Source organism: Alloalcanivorax mobilis (genome assembly GCF_002864685.1).
Taxonomy (GTDB): Bacteria; Pseudomonadota; Gammaproteobacteria; order Pseudomonadales; family Alcanivoracaceae; genus Alloalcanivorax; species Alloalcanivorax mobilis.
Genome location: NZ_NMQZ01000015.1, coordinates 41,971 through 57,691, shown reverse-complemented (window position 1 = coordinate 57,691; position 15,721 = coordinate 41,971). Strand labels below are relative to the sequence as shown.

General features: G+C 64.4%; 12 protein-coding genes. 3 read left to right on the top strand and 9 right to left on the bottom strand.

Annotated features, from left to right (window positions below; genetic code table 11):
• Positions 1-36 precede the first annotated feature (36 nt).
• Positions 37-660, top strand: a complete 624-nt coding sequence (locus CGS25_RS09550) for an HD domain-containing protein (RefSeq protein WP_101675318.1) — start codon at positions 37-39, stop codon at positions 658-660.
• Positions 661-695: 35 nt separating this feature from the next.
• On the opposite strand, the gene CGS25_RS09545 is transcribed toward CGS25_RS09550, so the two are convergent.
• Positions 696-1,136, bottom strand: a complete 441-nt coding sequence (locus CGS25_RS09545; RefSeq protein WP_101675317.1) for a MarR family winged helix-turn-helix transcriptional regulator — start codon at positions 1,134-1,136, stop codon at positions 696-698.
• Positions 1,137-1,199: 63 nt separating this feature from the next.
• On the opposite strand from CGS25_RS09545, the gene CGS25_RS09540 reads away from it, so the two are divergent.
• Positions 1,200-1,565, top strand: a complete 366-nt coding sequence (locus CGS25_RS09540; RefSeq protein WP_101675316.1) for a nuclear transport factor 2 family protein — start codon at positions 1,200-1,202, stop codon at positions 1,563-1,565.
• 292 nt (positions 1,566-1,857) lie between these two features.
• Here CGS25_RS09540 and CGS25_RS09535 read toward each other — a convergent pair whose 3' ends face one another.
• The 8 genes from CGS25_RS09535 to CGS25_RS09495 all read right to left on the bottom strand — a co-directional run bounded on the left by CGS25_RS09535 (position 1,858) and on the right by CGS25_RS09495 (position 12,131).
• Entirely contained in the window at positions 1,858-3,741 is a 1,884-nt protein-coding gene (locus tag CGS25_RS09535) for a choice-of-anchor I family protein (RefSeq protein ID WP_101675315.1), read from the bottom strand.
• Between the two features lie 263 nt (positions 3,742-4,004).
• Positions 4,005-5,681, bottom strand: coding sequence for an AMP-binding protein (locus CGS25_RS09525; protein WP_101675314.1), 1,677 nt, complete (start codon positions 5,679-5,681; stop codon positions 4,005-4,007).
• A 73-nt stretch (positions 5,682-5,754) separates the two neighbouring features.
• The gene (locus CGS25_RS09520; RefSeq protein WP_089034327.1) at positions 5,755-6,666 is read right to left on the bottom strand and encodes an ABC transporter permease; all 912 of its coding nucleotides are present in this window, start codon (positions 6,664-6,666) and stop codon (positions 5,755-5,757) included.
• Entirely contained in the window at positions 6,663-7,622 is a 960-nt protein-coding gene (locus CGS25_RS09515) for an ABC transporter permease (protein ID WP_089034328.1), read from the bottom strand. The genes CGS25_RS09520 and CGS25_RS09515 overlap by 4 nt, the downstream gene beginning before the upstream one ends.
• 19 nt (positions 7,623-7,641) lie before the next feature.
• Positions 7,642-9,225 carry an ABC transporter substrate-binding protein gene (locus tag CGS25_RS09510; protein ID WP_089034329.1) on the bottom strand — a complete coding sequence of 528 codons (1,584 nt, stop codon included), beginning with the start codon at positions 9,223-9,225 and terminating at the stop codon, positions 7,642-7,644.
• A gap of 60 nt (positions 9,226-9,285) precedes the next feature.
• On the bottom strand, positions 9,286-10,323 hold the full coding sequence (locus CGS25_RS09505) for an ABC transporter ATP-binding protein (RefSeq protein WP_101675313.1): 1,038 nt from the start codon (positions 10,321-10,323) through the stop codon (positions 9,286-9,288).
• The gene (locus CGS25_RS09500) at positions 10,320-11,333 is read right to left on the bottom strand and encodes an ABC transporter ATP-binding protein (protein ID WP_089034331.1); all 1,014 of its coding nucleotides are present in this window, start codon (positions 11,331-11,333) and stop codon (positions 10,320-10,322) included. Before CGS25_RS09500 ends, CGS25_RS09505 begins: the two co-directional genes overlap by 4 nt.
• A 102-nt stretch (positions 11,334-11,435) precedes the next feature.
• The gene (locus tag CGS25_RS09495) at positions 11,436-12,131 is read right to left on the bottom strand and encodes a TetR/AcrR family transcriptional regulator (RefSeq protein ID WP_101675312.1); all 696 of its coding nucleotides are present in this window, start codon (positions 12,129-12,131) and stop codon (positions 11,436-11,438) included.
• A gap of 252 nt (positions 12,132-12,383) precedes the next feature.
• Between CGS25_RS09495 and CGS25_RS09490 the strand changes: the two genes are divergently transcribed.
• Positions 12,384-15,680 (top strand): carboxyl transferase domain-containing protein, encoded by a 3,297-nt coding sequence (locus CGS25_RS09490; protein WP_101675311.1) that lies wholly within the window; start codon positions 12,384-12,386, stop codon positions 15,678-15,680.
• Positions 15,681-15,721 lie beyond the last annotated feature (41 nt).

The following is a 15,721-nucleotide window of genomic DNA, read 5'->3' as shown; positions in this document are numbered from 1 at the left end:
CAGGGCCGGTCATCGGCCCAAGCCGAGGAGAGCATCATGCAGGACCATCACGACGAACCCCGTGCCCAGTTCAAGCACATGGAGCAAGGCACCGCGGAAGACTGGAAAATCATCGGCCAGGCGTTTGGCGGTTTCGCCAAGGGGCTGCCGGATCGGGTGATCGAGCACCTTCGCCTGCTGGAAGGCGACTGCGGCGGGTTCCCGGTGGATCGCCTGACCCATTGCCTGCAGACCGCCACCCTGGCGCACCGCGACGGCCGCGACGAAGAGTACGTGGTGTGCGCGCTGCTGCACGATATCGGTGACACCCTGGGGCCATACAACCACGCCGACGTGGGCGCCAGCCTGGTGGAACCGTTCGTCAGCGAAGAGAACCACTGGATGGTCAAGCACCACGCCATCTTCCAGGGCTACTACTTCTTCGAACACCTGGGGCTGGATAAGGACCTGCGCGAGCAGTACAAGGACCACCCCTGCTACCAGCAGACCGTGGAATTCTGCGCCAAGTACGACGCCGCCGCCTTTGATCCCGAGCAGGAAACCCTGCCGCTGTCGTTCTTCGAGCCGATGCTGCGCCGGGTGATGGCCAAGCCGAAGCGCTCTTTGTACAAGAAAAGCACCATCGTGGACGGCGCTGAAGAACAACGCCAAACCGCCTGAGTGCTTTGCACAGGGCCCGGCCGGGCCCTGTTGCGTTACACGCCCAACCGTTTCGCCAGGGTGTTCATCACCTTGAACCAGGCGTCGGTGCCTTCCGGGCCGACGCTTTGGAACGCTTCTTCCATCAGATCATGCTGAATGCCGGTCAGGCCGTTTTCCAGCTTCTGGCCTTCGTCGGTAAGCGACAGCCGTTTGATGCGCTTATCGGACGGGTCGCGGCGCACCGACACCAGCTCCCGTTCCACCAGGGTCTTGAGCGGCTTATGGATTGCCTGCTTGGTGAGCCGCATGGTTTCCACCAGCTCATTAACGCTCAGTTCGTCATAGGTGCTGATAAAAAACAGCAGCCGGTGGTGAATGCGGGAGAGCCCGTTATCGCGGAGTATGGTGTCCGGTTCAGCCACCAGACCGCGGAACGCGAAGTGCAAAGTTTCCAGACTCTTGTTCAGCCTCTCCGGAGCAACGTCTTCAACCATCTTGACTCACCACCCTGTTTCAATCTTATCTTAGGTCAGAATCATTGACCCTGTGAGAACGACATGCAAGCGACAAACCCGGACCCCGGGACATTCGCCCACGAATGGGTGGATGCCTGGAACAGGCATCACCTGGAGGACATCCTGTCCCATTATCGTGAGGATGTGGTGTTCCACTCCCCCATGATTATGCGCTTCACCGATAATGGTGAAGGTATTCTACGAGGCAAAGAAGCGCTGCGGGTCTATTGGGGCCGGGCCTTGGCAAGCCTGCCGGAACTGCATTTCGAGCTTATCGAAGTGCTGGCCGGCTGGCGGAGCCTGACCCTGTATTACCAGGGGCATGCCAGCCGTGTAACGGAAACCTTCCGCTTCGACCAGGACGGAAAAGTCAGCGAATCCACGGCCTGCTACGCCATCGCGCCCTAGCGACGGCAGTGAACGCCACGCTGACACAAAACGCCCCGTCCCGGCCGCGCCTCGGGTTTTGAGTACGCCCGTGCGGGATCGTTCCTGGGACAGGGTGAAGGGAAACATTTGGAAACGCTTTTCGGTTATGCCTGATACAGGATACAGGATACAGCGCGGGCGAGGCCGTGGTGTGATGGAAGCCGTGCCCGCGTTGTGGCGTTCTCTGCTGAACACGCAACACGCTCGATCAAAACCCCGGCCCGCCGCATGGGCGGGCACTGTTTAGGCGTGACGGCGTGCAAGCGTAGGTTTATTGCTCCTCGAACAGACTCTCCACTTCATACACCGCGGTGGTGCCGCTGACTTCATGGCCGACCAGCAGCAGCGCTTTGCCGTTGGGGGAGTCGCTGGCGGCGATGAAGGTCAGGCCTTCGGGGCCCAGGTCACCGGCACTGGCGAGCACGCTTTCGGTGTCTTCGGTGGCCCAGTCGTCGCGGCTGTTGAAGTAGTCTTCGAGGGCCGGGGCGGTGGGGTTGGTGATGTCGTAGACCAGCACGCCGCCCATGCGCTCAAGACCGAGGAACAGGAAGGTTTTGTCGCCGATCTGACCGATGGTCAGGCCTTCCGGTTCCGGGCCCTTGGCGTCGCTGCGGCTGTCGAAGGCGCTGCCCTCGTCGTGGCCGGAATTGAAGTATTCAGCGCAGGCGAAGGTGCGTTGGCTGCCGGCCATGCATTCATCGCTGGCGAGAAAGGTTTCGATGGCGTCGCCGGAATCCCACACCAATTCGCCGCCCTCGCTCCAGATCGAAAAGGAGCGGGCGCCGAACGAGTACAGATTATCGTACATCAGACGGTCACCGGCCGGGTCCTGCACGCCGTTGGCGTCGAACATCACCGGCGCGCCGCTGTCGTCGGTGCGGTAGCCCAGCGTCCAGGTCACGTTCAGGCGACCCAGCGTCTCGTCATCGCGGCATTCGCCCGGGTCGCCGGCGCTGGCGCCGCAGTAGCCGAACGTTTCCGGGTTGAGCAGGGCGCCGGCGGCCAGCTCGCGCAATTGCGCCGGCAGGTCGTCGCCGCAGCGGCGGTCGAAGCCGTCCTTGTGCACCAGGTGCTTAACGCGGAATTCCTCGACGAAGCCGAGGCGGGTGTCGCCCGCGCACCCGTCGCCTTCGCTGCCGAAGTAGGCGTCGTTGTCTTCGCCCCAGGCACGCGCGTCGCCTTCGTTGGCGGTGACCAGCCAGGTCTGGCCGTCGGCGCTGTAGGCGTGAATGGAGTCGGGCAGGTACAGGCCCAACACGCCCGGCCAGGTGCGGATATTGATCTCGCCGTCCTCGTCGGAGGCGTCCAGGCCGTTGCCGTCTTCGCCGTGATTTTTGCTGCCCAGGGGCAGAATATCAGTGACGGTGGCGTTGCCGATGTCCACTTTGGCGAGGGCGTTGTTCTCTTGCAGGGTGACCCAGGCGGTGCGGCTGTCCGCGGAGATCGCCACGTATTCCGGTTCCAGATCGCGGGCGGCATTGGCACCGGGGCCATAAATGCGCACGCCACTTTGCCGCAGCGACGCTTCCTGGCCGTTGTAGGCGCTGAAATCAGCGGTGCGCGGTTGCGGGTTGGTCGGGTCGGTGATGTCGATGACGCTGATCGAACCTTCCGGATCGACGCTGTAGTCGTCGTTCGGCTCGCCTTCGTTGGCGGTGAGCACGCTGTTGCCATCCGGGGTGAAGGTGACCATGTCCGGTTGCGCGCCCACTTGCACCATGCCGAGGCGTTCCAGGGTGGTGGCGTCGTAGATCGCCATGTAGCCCGGGTCGGTCTTTGCCGGTGCTTCGATCGCCAGTGCCACCAGGCCGCCCTGCACGGCCACGCTGTTGACCTCGGTGCCCACCGCGATGTCCGAGGTGGTCAGGGTCTGTTCCAGGGTCGGATTGGCCGGGTCGCTCATGTCGAGCACGTCCAGCGCGCCTTTCTCGGCGTTGACCACGAACGCGCGGCCGCTGACCGGATCGAAGGCGGTGATCTCCGCCGCGCTGCCGTCAAAGATGCCGGTGCCGTGGCGGCCCAGGAAACTCAGGCGGATGTGATCCGGAGTGCTGGTGTCCGGCGTCGGCGCCGGATCATTGTCGCTGTCACTGCCGCAACCGGCGAGCAGACCGGCGAGCAACGCGCCGGTGCCCAGAGCAAGCCAAGGTTTCATCGTTCTCTCCTGTCATTATTAAATCGCACCCGGGTGGTTTACCGGGTGACGATGACAGGGGGATGACGGTTTTAAGAACGCTGGGCGCCAGACGCCAGACGCCAGACGCCAGACGCCAGACGCCGGACGCCGGACGCCGGACGCTAAACCCGGTGCGGATATCGTTGCGGTGTTTCCTGCGAGGCATAGCAGAAAACACTCCGAGCCTTTCAGTGCCAGGGTTTAGCGTCAAGCGTCAAGCGTCCGGCGTCCGGCATGAAGCGTCAAGCGTCCTTCAACATCCTACGCAGCACTTTGCCGGCGCCGGTGGCGGGGAGGCTGTCGATAAAGGCCAGTTCGCGGGGGTATTTGTAGGCGGCCATGTGTTCCTTGGCCCAGTCGATCAGTTCCTGCTCGCTGACTTTGCCTTTGTATTCCGGCTTGAGCACCACGAACAGTTTCACCGATTCGCCGCGCTTGTCGTCGGGGATGCCGACGGCGGCGCTTTGCGCGATGGCGGGGTGGTCCTGCATCAGGGCTTCCACGTCTTCGGGGAACACGCTGTAGCCGGAAGATTTGATCATCTCCTTGATGCGGCCGGTGAAAAACAGGTAGCCGTCTTCATCGAAGTAACCCACGTCGCCAGTATGCACGGCGCCGTGGCGCAGGGTCTCGGCGGTGGCTTCATCGCGCTTCCAGTAACCCTTGAACACCGCCGGGTTGCTGACCACGATCTCGCCGCTTTCGTTGGCGCCGCACAATTTGCCGGTCTCGATATTGATGATGCGAATTTCATTCTGCGCCACCGGCACCCCACAACTGCCCCATTTGATGCGCGTCTTCGGCATGAAGGTGTCGGAGGTGTGGGTTTCGCTGAGGCCATAGGCGGCTTCGTGCATCTGGCAGCCGGTGAGTTTCTTCCATTCGCCGGCCAGCTTTTCGGTCACCGGCATGCCGAAGCTGGTGGTCGGATTGTGTTTCAGTGAACGCAGGTCGCGCTGGTCGACACCGGGAAAATCGAGAATCGCCCGGTTCATCGGCGCGATGCTGTACCACATGTCGACTTTGTATTTTTCGATCGCCTGGATCGCGGTTTCCGGATCAAAACGGGCCAGGATCACCGAGCAGCGGCGGGTATAAACCGGCATGTAGACGCCGTTGTTCATGCCCGCGATATGGCACAGCGGCGCGATCGCCAGGCTGACACCGTCGATGTCCAGGCGATTGGCTTGGAACGAGGCGGCCATCTTGAACAGGCTGCTGCCATAGCTGAGCAGCGCGCCCTTGGGGCGGCCGGTGGTGCCGGAAGTGAAGGTCATCAGGCCGATGCCGTTCCACAGGTCCACCGGTTCGAACTGCTCCAGCGGCGGCTGGTCGGCAAGAATACCGCTCAGCTCGAAACTGTCGCCGCCGGGCGATGCCGGGTCGTTGAGCAGTTCCTTGGGAATCGGCAGGGTCGGGGTATCCGGCAGGTAATCGCCGTAGGCGGTGGTCACCACCGTGCTCAGGGTCGGCACCTGATCGCGGACTTCCGCCACCAGCGGGTACAGATCCCGGGCCACCACCACCGCGTTTACTTCGGCGTTGCTGAGCTGGTAGGCGACCTCCGCCGCTTTGTATTGCGGGTTCACCGGCGTCACCATGGCGCCCAGGCTCTGCACCGCGTAATGGGCCATAACGTATTGCGGGCAGTTTTGCATGAACAGCGCCACTCGCGCGCCCTGGCCAACGCCCCGTTGTTGCAGGAAGCCGGCCAGGCGCCGCACGCCGTCGGCCATTTCCGCCCAACTGATCTCGGTGCCATAAAACACATAGGCGCGGTTGTCGGGCACGATACGGGCGTGATCGAACAGATACTCATGCAGCGGCTTCTCGCCACGCAGATAAGCGACTTTTTCGTCGGCCCAGGCGGAGCCCGGCACCGGCACCGGCGAAAAATTCGGTGCGGAATGGGTGGACATGAAGCTCTCCTCGAGTGAAAACGATCAAACGGATAAGCGCCGCGCCGCCATCGACGGCGCGATCGAAAAAAAGTCAGCCGTGGCCCTTCATGGTCGGGTCGAGAGCCGAGCGCAGGGATTCGCCGAGGGCGTTGAACGCCACCGCGGTGACCATGATGATCAGCCCCGGCGCGTACATCTGCTCGGGCACGATCGACATATACAGATAACCGCGGGCGATCATCGAGCCCCAGCTGACGTCCGGCGGTTGCACGCCCAGGCCGAGAAAACTCAGGCTGGCCTCGGCGAGCAGCGCCACCGCCAGCAGCAGGGTGCTCTGCACGATCACCGGCTGGATCGCGTTGGGCAGCACGTGGCGAATCAGCAAGCGCGCCTTGGAGGCGCCGAAGCAACGCGCCGCGTCCACGTACAGTTCCTGGCGCACCACCAGCGTGCGGGCGCGGATCAGCCGCGCGATCTGCGGCGCGAACACCAGCCCCACCGAGAACATGGCGTTGGTCAGACCAATGCCCATGGCGCCGGTCACCGCCACCGCCAGAATGATCGCCGGGAACGACAAAAAGGTGTCGATCACGCGGCTGATCACCTGGTCCACCCAGCCGCCGGCGAAACCGGCGATCAGGCCCAGCGGCATGCCGATCACCAGTGCCACGATCACCGCTAACAGTGCCGCGTACAGCGAGTTGGCGCCGCCGTACATAAGCCGACTGAACACATCCCGGCCGAGGTCGTCGGTACCGAGAAGATGGGCGGCGTCCGGTGGCGCCAGAATCAGATCCAGGTTCTGCTCGCTGGGGGAATGGGGCGCCAGCCACGGCGACAGCAGCGCGGCGCCGAGAATCAATACCAGTACCAACAGGCTGATGCTGGCGCGCGGGTCGCGTTTCAGCCACAGCAGAAAACGCATCGGCAGTGCCGGCTCATGCCATTGATCGGCGTCCGGCGTGCCGCTGGCACGGCTGGGGGAGAGAGTTTCGCTGCTCATAGTTCGTTGATCCTCGGGTCGAGAACGGTGCACAGCAGGTCGGTGGCCAGATTGACCACAATCACGGTGATCACCATGGCCAGCACCGCGCCTTGCACCACCGGGAAGTCCCCTTGTAGCACCGCGTTGACGATTGAGCTGCCAATGCCGGGAATCGCGAACACCGCTTCCACCACCACGGTGGCGGCGAGAATCTTGCTGAACAGCAGGCCGACCACGGTGAGCAGGTTAACGCTCACGTTTTTTAACCCGTGCAGCCAGAGAATGCGCGCCGGGCTCAGGCCCTTGGCGTGCAGTGTGCGCACATGCTGAGAGGATTGGATTTCCACCAGCGAGCTGCGCAATTGCCGGGCTACCTCGGCGATGCCGTTGGTGCACAGCGCCAGCGCCGGCAGGGTGGCGAACCAGATCGCTTGCGAGAAATCCTCGAACGGTGAAACGAAGCCGGTGGCGGGAAACCACTTCAGGGTCAGGCCCAGGTAGAGCACCAGGATCATGCCGAACCAGAAGTTTGGCACCGCCACGCCCAGCGACGCGGCGCCCATGATGCCGCTGTCCAGCGGTGAGCCGGAGCGGGTCGCGGAGATAATCCCCAGCGGCACGCCGATCAGCACTGACAGAATCACCGCGTACAACGCCACCATCAGAGTGTTGGGGAAGGTGCGCGCGATGGTGTCGCCGACCGGCTCGCCGGAGAGCAGCGACACGCCCAGATCACCGTGCGCGGCGTTCCACAACCACTGGCCATACTGCGCCAGGAACGGCTGGTTGAGCCCGTAGGCCTCGCGGATCTGCGCGATCCGTTCCACGGAAGCGTTCTCCCCGGCCAGCGTTACCGCCACATCGCCGGGGATCAGTTGCATCAGGCTGAACACGATAAAGGTGGCCAGCACCAGAATCGGTAACGCCTGCAGCAACCGGGTCGCCACCATGCGCTGTTTTACACGTGTCACCATGCTTGCTACTCCGGCCGGCTCAACCCTTCAGGCTGACCTCGTCGAACTTCGGTTTACCCAACAGGTTGTTCTGGTAGTTCTGCACCTTGGCGGAGGTGGCGACAATACTCTGGCGGAACGCCAGTGGCGCCGACAGGGCGTGCTCCATCACCAACTGCTGCACCTTGGCCAGGGCTTCACGGCGCTCGTCCAGATCGTCGCTGCTGCGTGATGCCAGCACCGCCTCTTCGAAGCCTTCCGGGGGCGCTGCATGACCGGCGTTGAAATAGGAGTCTTCGCTGAACAGCAGCGCATAGGTCAGGCTCGGATCGGGGCGGCCGGTCCAGGCCGAGAGCAGCATGTCACCGGTTTTTTCCTGGCCGAAGTAAGCCGCCGACATGTCGGCGATGGTGCCGGTGCGGAAGCGGCCACGGATGTTCGCCTTGCCGAATTGCGAGAGCAGCACTTCCTGCATCTGCACCGAGGACTGATCGTTATAACCGCGCAAATCCAGCTCAATGCCATCGGCGTAGCCGGCCTCTTTAAGCAGCGCCTTGGCTTTGTCCGGATCATGGGGATAGAGCTTGGCGGTCTCGGCGTCATAGGCCCAGTGCGATTTCGGCAGGAACATATAGGCGGCCTCGCCAGCGCCGGCCATGGTGGCGCGAATAAAGGATTCGCGGTCAATGGCGTGGTTGATGGCCTGGCGCACGCGCACGTCGGTGAGCGGTTTGCGCGACATATTCATGTACAGCTGATAACAGTAAACGGTGGAATCCACCGCGCTTTTCAAGGTGGGCACCCGTTCCACCAGCGGCTTCTGGCGGCCATCCAAATGGTAGGCGAAATCGGATTGGCCGCTCATTACCGCGCGCAGGCGGGTGGCGCTGTCGGTGATGATCTTGAAGGTGATGCCGGCGAGCATCGGATGGCCCTTGCGCCAGTAGTCGGGGAACGCGGTCATCGCCACTTCACTGCCGTCGTTCCATTTCTCGAAGCGCATAAAGCCGGCGCCCACCGGTGTGCGATCCACCCGGTTGTTGTTTTTCTTCAGTGCCGCCGGCGACACCATCATGCCGGCCCGGTCGGAGAGAATCAGGGGCAGGGCGGTATCTGGATTTTTCAGGTGCAGAGTGACGGTGCGGCTGTCGTTGACCTTCACTTCCGCCACCGATTCCAGGTCGGAGCGAATGTTGGAAAATTCCGCCGAGCGGCTGCGGTCCAGGTTGGTTTTGACCGCTTGCGCATCGAGCACCGTGCCGTCGTGGAATTTGACCCCTTCGCGCAGTGTCAGCACCAGGGTTTTCGGGTCGCTGAACGTCCAGCTTTCCGCCAGGCCCGGCTCCGCCTTGAGGCTGGTGTAGTCCCAGGTGATCAGAGTGTCGTAGAGCGGAAACAGGATTACATGGTCGGAGCCGGAGCCGCCGGTGGCGGGGTCCAGGCTGGAGGGGTTGGCCGGTGCGCTGACGCGCAGCAGGCCGCCCTTGCCGCCGGCCATCTGCGCCAGCGCGCCGACCGGGCTGACCAGGGTGCCGGCCGCCATGGCGCCCCCCAGAAGACCGATAAAAGCCCGGCGGCTAACGCGGGCGCCGTTGATGATCAGATCGTCATTGTCGTCGTGCATATCGTGCTCCCGAGTGTTCTTGTTGTGCGGAAAGTAGGTTTTGAACGGATAAACGAAGAATCAGCGAACCGGGCCGGGCGGCCCGTCCGCGTCGGCGAAGTGGCAAGCCACCCAGTGGCCGGGCCGTGCTTCGCGCCATTCCGGGATCTGCTCGGCGCAGCGCGTTTGCGCCGCCGGGCAACGGGTGCGGCACCGGCAGCCCGAGGGCGGCGCCAGTGGGCTGGGGATCTCGCCCTCCAGGCGGATGCGCCGGCGCTGGTCACGCTGATCGCCGGGCAGCGGCAGTGGCTCGGCGGACAGCAGCGCCTGGGTGTAAGGGTGCAGGGGCGCGTCGGTGACGGCGCCGGTGGGGCCCATTTCCATCAGACGGCCCAGATACAACACGCCGATCCGGTCACTGACGTGGGACACCACCGAAATGTCGTGGGTAATAAAGGCGTAGGTGATGCCGAACTCCTCTTGGAGCTCGGCGAACAGATTGAGCACCGCGCCGCGAATCGACACGTCCAGGGCCGCCACCACCTCGTCGCAAACGATGAACTTCGGCCGTACCGTCAGGGTGCGGGCAATATTGACCCGCTGTTTCTGTCCGCCGGAGAGTTCGTGGGGATAACGCCGGCCGATTTCCGGCGCCAGCCCGACCCGCTCGAGCGCTTCCCGGGCGGCGCGCTGACGACTGCTCTTATCGCCTTCCTTGAGAATCTCCAGGGGCTCCATCACCGATTGCAGAATCGTCATGCGCGGATTGAGCGCGGCGTGCGGGTCCTGAAAAATAATCTGATAGTCCCGGCGCAACCGCTGGCGTTCGGCGCGGGGCAGCTTGCCCAGGGTGTGCTCGCCGTAATGAATGTCGCCGCCGCTGGCCTTGAGTAGCCCGGCCAGGGCGCGCCCCAGGGTGGTCTTGCCGGAGCCGGATTCACCAATAATGCCAAAGGTTTCACCAGGCTCGATCTCAAAGCTGACCCCGTCCACCGCTTTTACGGTGCCGGCCTTGGTGGCGAAGTGGATGGTCAGATCCTCGGCGCGCACCCCGGCGTTGGCGCCGCGTGGACCCGTGGCGTTGTCGGTGGGGCTGTGGGAAGAAACGCGAGCATTCATTCGTTCACCGCTCCGGGAAGCTGCAGTTGGTCGGTGCGCCAGCAGCGCGCCAGCCGCGCGCCGTGAATTTCAAGCAGCGGCTGCGGCTGCTCGCAGCCGTCGATGGCGTGTGGGCAACGGGCCTGGAAGCGGCAGCCGGCGGGCATCCGGTCCGGCGCGGGCACGCGCCCGGGAATCGACGGCAGCCGTGAGCCCCGTTCGCTGAGCCCGGGCAGCGAGCGCAGCAGACCCGAGGAATAGGGGTGGCGCGGGCGGCGCAGCACGTCGTCCACCGGCGCGCTCTCCACCACCTGGCCGGCGTACATGGTCAACAGCCGCGAGCAGGTTTCCGCCACCACGCCCAGGTCGTGAGTGATAAACAGCAGCGCGGTGCCGGTGGTCTCACTGATCTCGCACAGCAGGTCGGTGATCTGCGCTTGCACGGTGACGTCCAATGCCGTGGTCGGCTCATCGGCGATCACCAGTTTCGGTCGGCAGATCAGCGCCATGGCGATCATCACCCGCTGGCGCATGCCGCCGGAAAACTGATAGGGGTATTCGTCGATGCGGGTGTGCGGCGAGGGGATGCCCACCTCTTCCAGTGCGGCGATGGCGCGCTGGCGCGCCTCCTTGCGGCTGATCTTTTCGTGCGCTCGCAGGGTTTCGGTGAGCTGCTCGCCGACCGTGAACACGGGATCAAGGGCGCTCATCGGCTCCTGGAAAATCATGCTGATTTCGCGGCCGCGCAGGCGGCGCATTTCCCGCGCCGGCAGGCTCGCCAGGTCGCGATCCTGAAAGCGGATCTGGCCGCGCACCCGGGCGGTACGTTTCGGCAACAGACCCATCAGGGCCAGCCCGGTGACGCTTTTCCCGCAGCCGCTCTCGCCGACCACGCCGACCCGCTCGCCGGGGGCCACGGTGAAGGACACATCCCGGGTAATCGCTGTTTCGCCACCGGGATGGGTGAACGAAATATTCAGATTTTCCACCGCCAGAAGCGGGGCGGGTTGACCGCCGTTGTGCTGCGCCATGGGCACCTCTCTGGCACATCCACGCTCGGCCACCACGGGCCGAGGGGAATGTTGTTTTTAGTGTGGGTGGCGGGCCGGCAAAACCCTGTTGCCGCCAGCCCGTCAGGCCGCCTGATCGGGCACCCCTTTGGGGCCTCTATCCGGCGATCCATCCGGCTCCGGAGCGCCGGTGCCGTAGGCGGCGGCGACGATGTCGCGCACCGCCCAATAATGATCGAGCAGTTTCTTCAGGCCACTGTGCTGGGTCAGCAGCGAGCCGAAGTACCACAGCGGCGTAATCAGCATCACCACGTGGCGCACCGGCGTATCCGGGCGCAGTTCGCCGTTGCCGATGGCCAGTTTCACCGCATGGGCGACGTAGTCTTCGAAATGCCGCGACATTTCCGAAATGCCTTCCTGGGTGCGCTCGGAGATCAGGTGTTTCTCGAAGCGCACCCGCGCTGACAAGCTCCAGGGGTTGCGGCCCCGGTCGGTGTCGTTGAACTCACGGAAGCGCCGTTCACAATCCCGGGCCACCAGAGCAATGCGCTCGGCCAGCGTCAGCCCCGGCCGCGCCCAGACTTCCTGGAACTGTGCTTCCAGGTCGTCGAAGGTTTCCTGGAACACCTCCTCGATCAGCGCCGACTTATTGCCGAAGTGGTAATGCAGATTGGCCCGAGTGGTGTTCACCACCTCGGCAATGTCGCCATAGCTGACATCGCTGATGCCACGCTGAATGAACAGATCGCGGGCCGCTTTCTTGATCTGCGCTTTCATGGGCGGCTGGCCGATCTGTGTCTTTTTCTCCGGTCTGGCCAAGGTTCGGCTCCAGTGAAAAGGGGTCCGGGGCCGACCCCGCGGTAACGGCCGGCCCGTGAATACTGACTAATCTGAAAGTAAATAAACAGCGTGTCAATACTAATTGACGTGTAAGTCAGTATTTCGCTATCTTGCCATCACGCCCAGGAGCATCGTGCCTCCGCCATTGGGCCCCAGACAGCCGGCCCGGGCCTTTCGGATCGCCCTCGGAGCGAACCGCCCGGCGCCCCAGGACAGGACGGACCAGGTTTCATGACTATCTCCAAACTGCTGATCGCCAACCGTGGCGAAATCGCCGTGCGCATCGCCCGCGCCGCCGCCGAACTGGACATCGCCACGCTGGCGGTCTACCCGGACGACGATGCCCTTGCCCTGCACACCCGGGGCGCCGATCAGGCGGTGGCTTTGACCGGGCGGGGCGTGGCCGCCTACCTGGATGGCGAGCAGTTGATTCGCGTTGCTCGCGAAAACGGGTGCGATGCGGTGCACCCCGGTTACGGTTTTCTCAGCGAAAGCCAGGCGTTCGCCGAGCAGTGCCAGGCCGCCGGTCTGGTGTTCGTGGGGCCTTCCGCGGAAGTGCTCGGGCTGCTGGGTGACAAGGCCCGCGCCCGGGAACTGGCGATCAGTTGCCAGGTGCCGGTGGTGCCCGGCACCAACGGCGCCACCAGCCTGGAACAGGCGCGGGCCTTTCGCGACAGCCTGGGCGCCGACGTCACCGTGATCGTCAAGGCGATCGCCGGTGGCGGTGGGCGCGGCATGCGCATCGTCGGCCCTGGCGATGATCTGGCCGAGGCGTTCAAACGCTGCCAGGCCGAGGCCGCCGCGGCGTTCGGCAACGATACTCTTTACGTAGAGCGCTTCATGGCCCGCGCCCGGCACATCGAAGTGCAGGTGCTGGGCGACGGCGGCGACCAGCCGATCCACCTGTGGGAGCGCGAATGCAGCCTGCAGCGGCGCAACCAGAAACTGGTGGAAGTAGCGCCCAGCCCGACGCTCTCTTCCGGCATGCGCCAGCAATTGCTGGACGCCGCGCTGAACCTGGCCGAGCGGGTGCAATACCGCAGCCTGGGCACCTTCGAATTCCTGGTTGACGCCGACGAAGCCCGTTTCGCCTTTATCGAAGCGAACCCCCGCCTTCAGGTCGAACACACCGTCACCGAGGAGATCACCGGCGTTGATCTGGTGCAGGCGCAGTTGAAGGTGGCCGGCGGCGCCCGCCTTGAGGACCTGGGCCTGAGCCGCAACGCCATTCCCGCGCCGCAGGGCTACGCCATGCAGTTGCGCGTCAACATGGAAACCATGGACGCCAGCGGCGAGGCGCGTCCCGCCGGCGGCACCCTGGCCACCTTCGAGCCGCCCACCGGCCCCGGCCTGCGGGTGGACACCTTCGGGTATCGCGGCTACCGCACCAGCCCCCATTACGACTCCCTGCTCGCCAAGCTGATCGTGCACGGCCGTGGCGACTACGCCGCCACCGTACGCCGTGGCTACCGCGCCCTGTGCCAGTTCCGCGTTGCCGGCGTGGACACCAACATCGGCTTTCTGCAAAACCTGTTGCGTCGCGACGAAGTGCGCGACAACGATATTTACACCCGCTTCGTCGACGATCACATGGCGCAATTGGTGGGCGTAGGCGAGCATCGGGCGCTGCACTTCGGTGACCAGGATGACGGCGCCGGGCAAGCGCAAAGCGCCACGCGCAAAGCGCCCGCCGGCACCGAGCCGGTGACCACGCCGATGCAGGGCGTGGTGGTGGAACTGCTGGTGGGTGAGGGCGACAGCGTGCGCGCCGGCCAGCCGGTGGCGTTCGTGGAAGCGATGAAAATGCAGCATCAGGTCAACGCCTCGGTGAGCGGCACCGTGCGTCAGGTGGTGTTCGCCCTGGGCGAGGCCATCGCCGGTGGCGACCCGCTGTTGTTTGTCGAACCGGGCGACGTTGCCGACGACGACAGCGACGAAGAGGAAGAGATCGATCTGGATTATATCCGCCCGGATCTGGCCAAAATGCGCGCCCGCGACGCGCTGCTGCGCGACGAAAACCGCCCCGAGGCGGTGGCCAAGCGCCGCAAGACCGCCCAGCGCACCGCCCGCGAGAACGTGGCGGCGGTGGTCGACGAAGACAGCTTTATCGAATACGGCGGCTTCACCATCGCCGCCCAGCGGGCCCGCCGCGAAGTCGACGATCTGATCAAAAACACACCCGCGGACGGCCTGATCGTCGGCATCGGCTCGGTCAATGGCGACCTGTTTGACGACAGCACAAGCCGCTGCGCCGTGCTCGCTTACGATTACACCGTGCTGGCCGGCACCCAGGGCACCATGAACCACAAGAAGACCGACCGCATTCTGGAAACCGCCGAACACCAGAAACTGCCGGTGATCTTCTTCGCCGAGGGCGGCGGTGGTCGCCCCGGCGACACCGACAACGCCACCAAGGTGGCCGGCCTGGACGGCCCCAGCTTTCTTCAATACGCCCGCCTCAGCGGCCTGGTGCCGCGCATCGCCGTGGTATCCGGCCGTTGTTTCGCCGGCAACGCGGTGTTCGCCGGCTGCAGCGATCTGATGATCGCCACCGAGAACGCCTGCATCGGCATGGCCGGCCCGGCGATGATCGAAGGCGGCGGACTGGGCGTGTTCAAGCCCGAACAGGTGGGCCCGGTGTCCGTGCAGCGTGCCAACGGCGTGATCGATTGCGTGGTCAAGGACGAGCAGGAAGGCGCCGCCCTGGCGCGCAAACTGATGGGTTATTTCCAGGGCACCGTCACCGATTGGCGCTGCGAGGATCAGCGCTGGTTGCGCCGCGCGGTGCCGGAAAACCGCCTGCACGCCTACGACATGCGCCATCTGATCAAGGTGTTCGCCGATCACGACTCGGTGGTGGAGCTGCGCCCGGATTTCGCGCCGGGCATGATCACCGCCTTTATCCGTGTCGAGGGTCGGCCCCTGGGGCTGATCGCCAACGACCCGAAAGTGCTGGGCGGCGCCATCGACGCCCCCGGCGCCGACAAAGCCTCGCGCTTCATGCAGCTCTGTGATGCTTTCAACGTGCCGATGGTGAGCTTCTGCGACACCCCCGGTTTCATGGTCGGTCCCAGCGAGGAAGAGACCGCCATGGTGCGCCACACCTGCCGCATGTTCGTCACCGCCGCCAGCCTCACCGTGCCGCTGTTTTCCCTGGTCACCCGCAAGGGCTACGGCCTCGGGGCCCAGGGCATGGCCGGCGGCTCCTTCCACGCGCCGTTCTTCTGCGCGTCCTGGCCGAGCGGTGAATTCGGCGGCATGGGCCTGGAAGGCGCGGTCAACCTGGCCTACCGCAAGGAGTTGGAGGCCCAGGAAACGCCGGAGCAAAAAGAGGCACTGTTCCAGCAACTGGTGGGCAAGCTCTACGAGCGCGGCGAGGCATTGAGCATGGCCGCCGCCCTGGAGATCGACGCGGTGATCGACCCGGCGGATTCCCGCGCTTGGGTAATGCGCGGCTTGCGCGCCGCGCCACAGGGCGGCAAGGAGCCCATCGGTGGCAAGCGACGGCCGATGATCGATACCTGGTAAAACGCGGCGTACCGCGAGCCGGCCAGACCGATGAACAACAA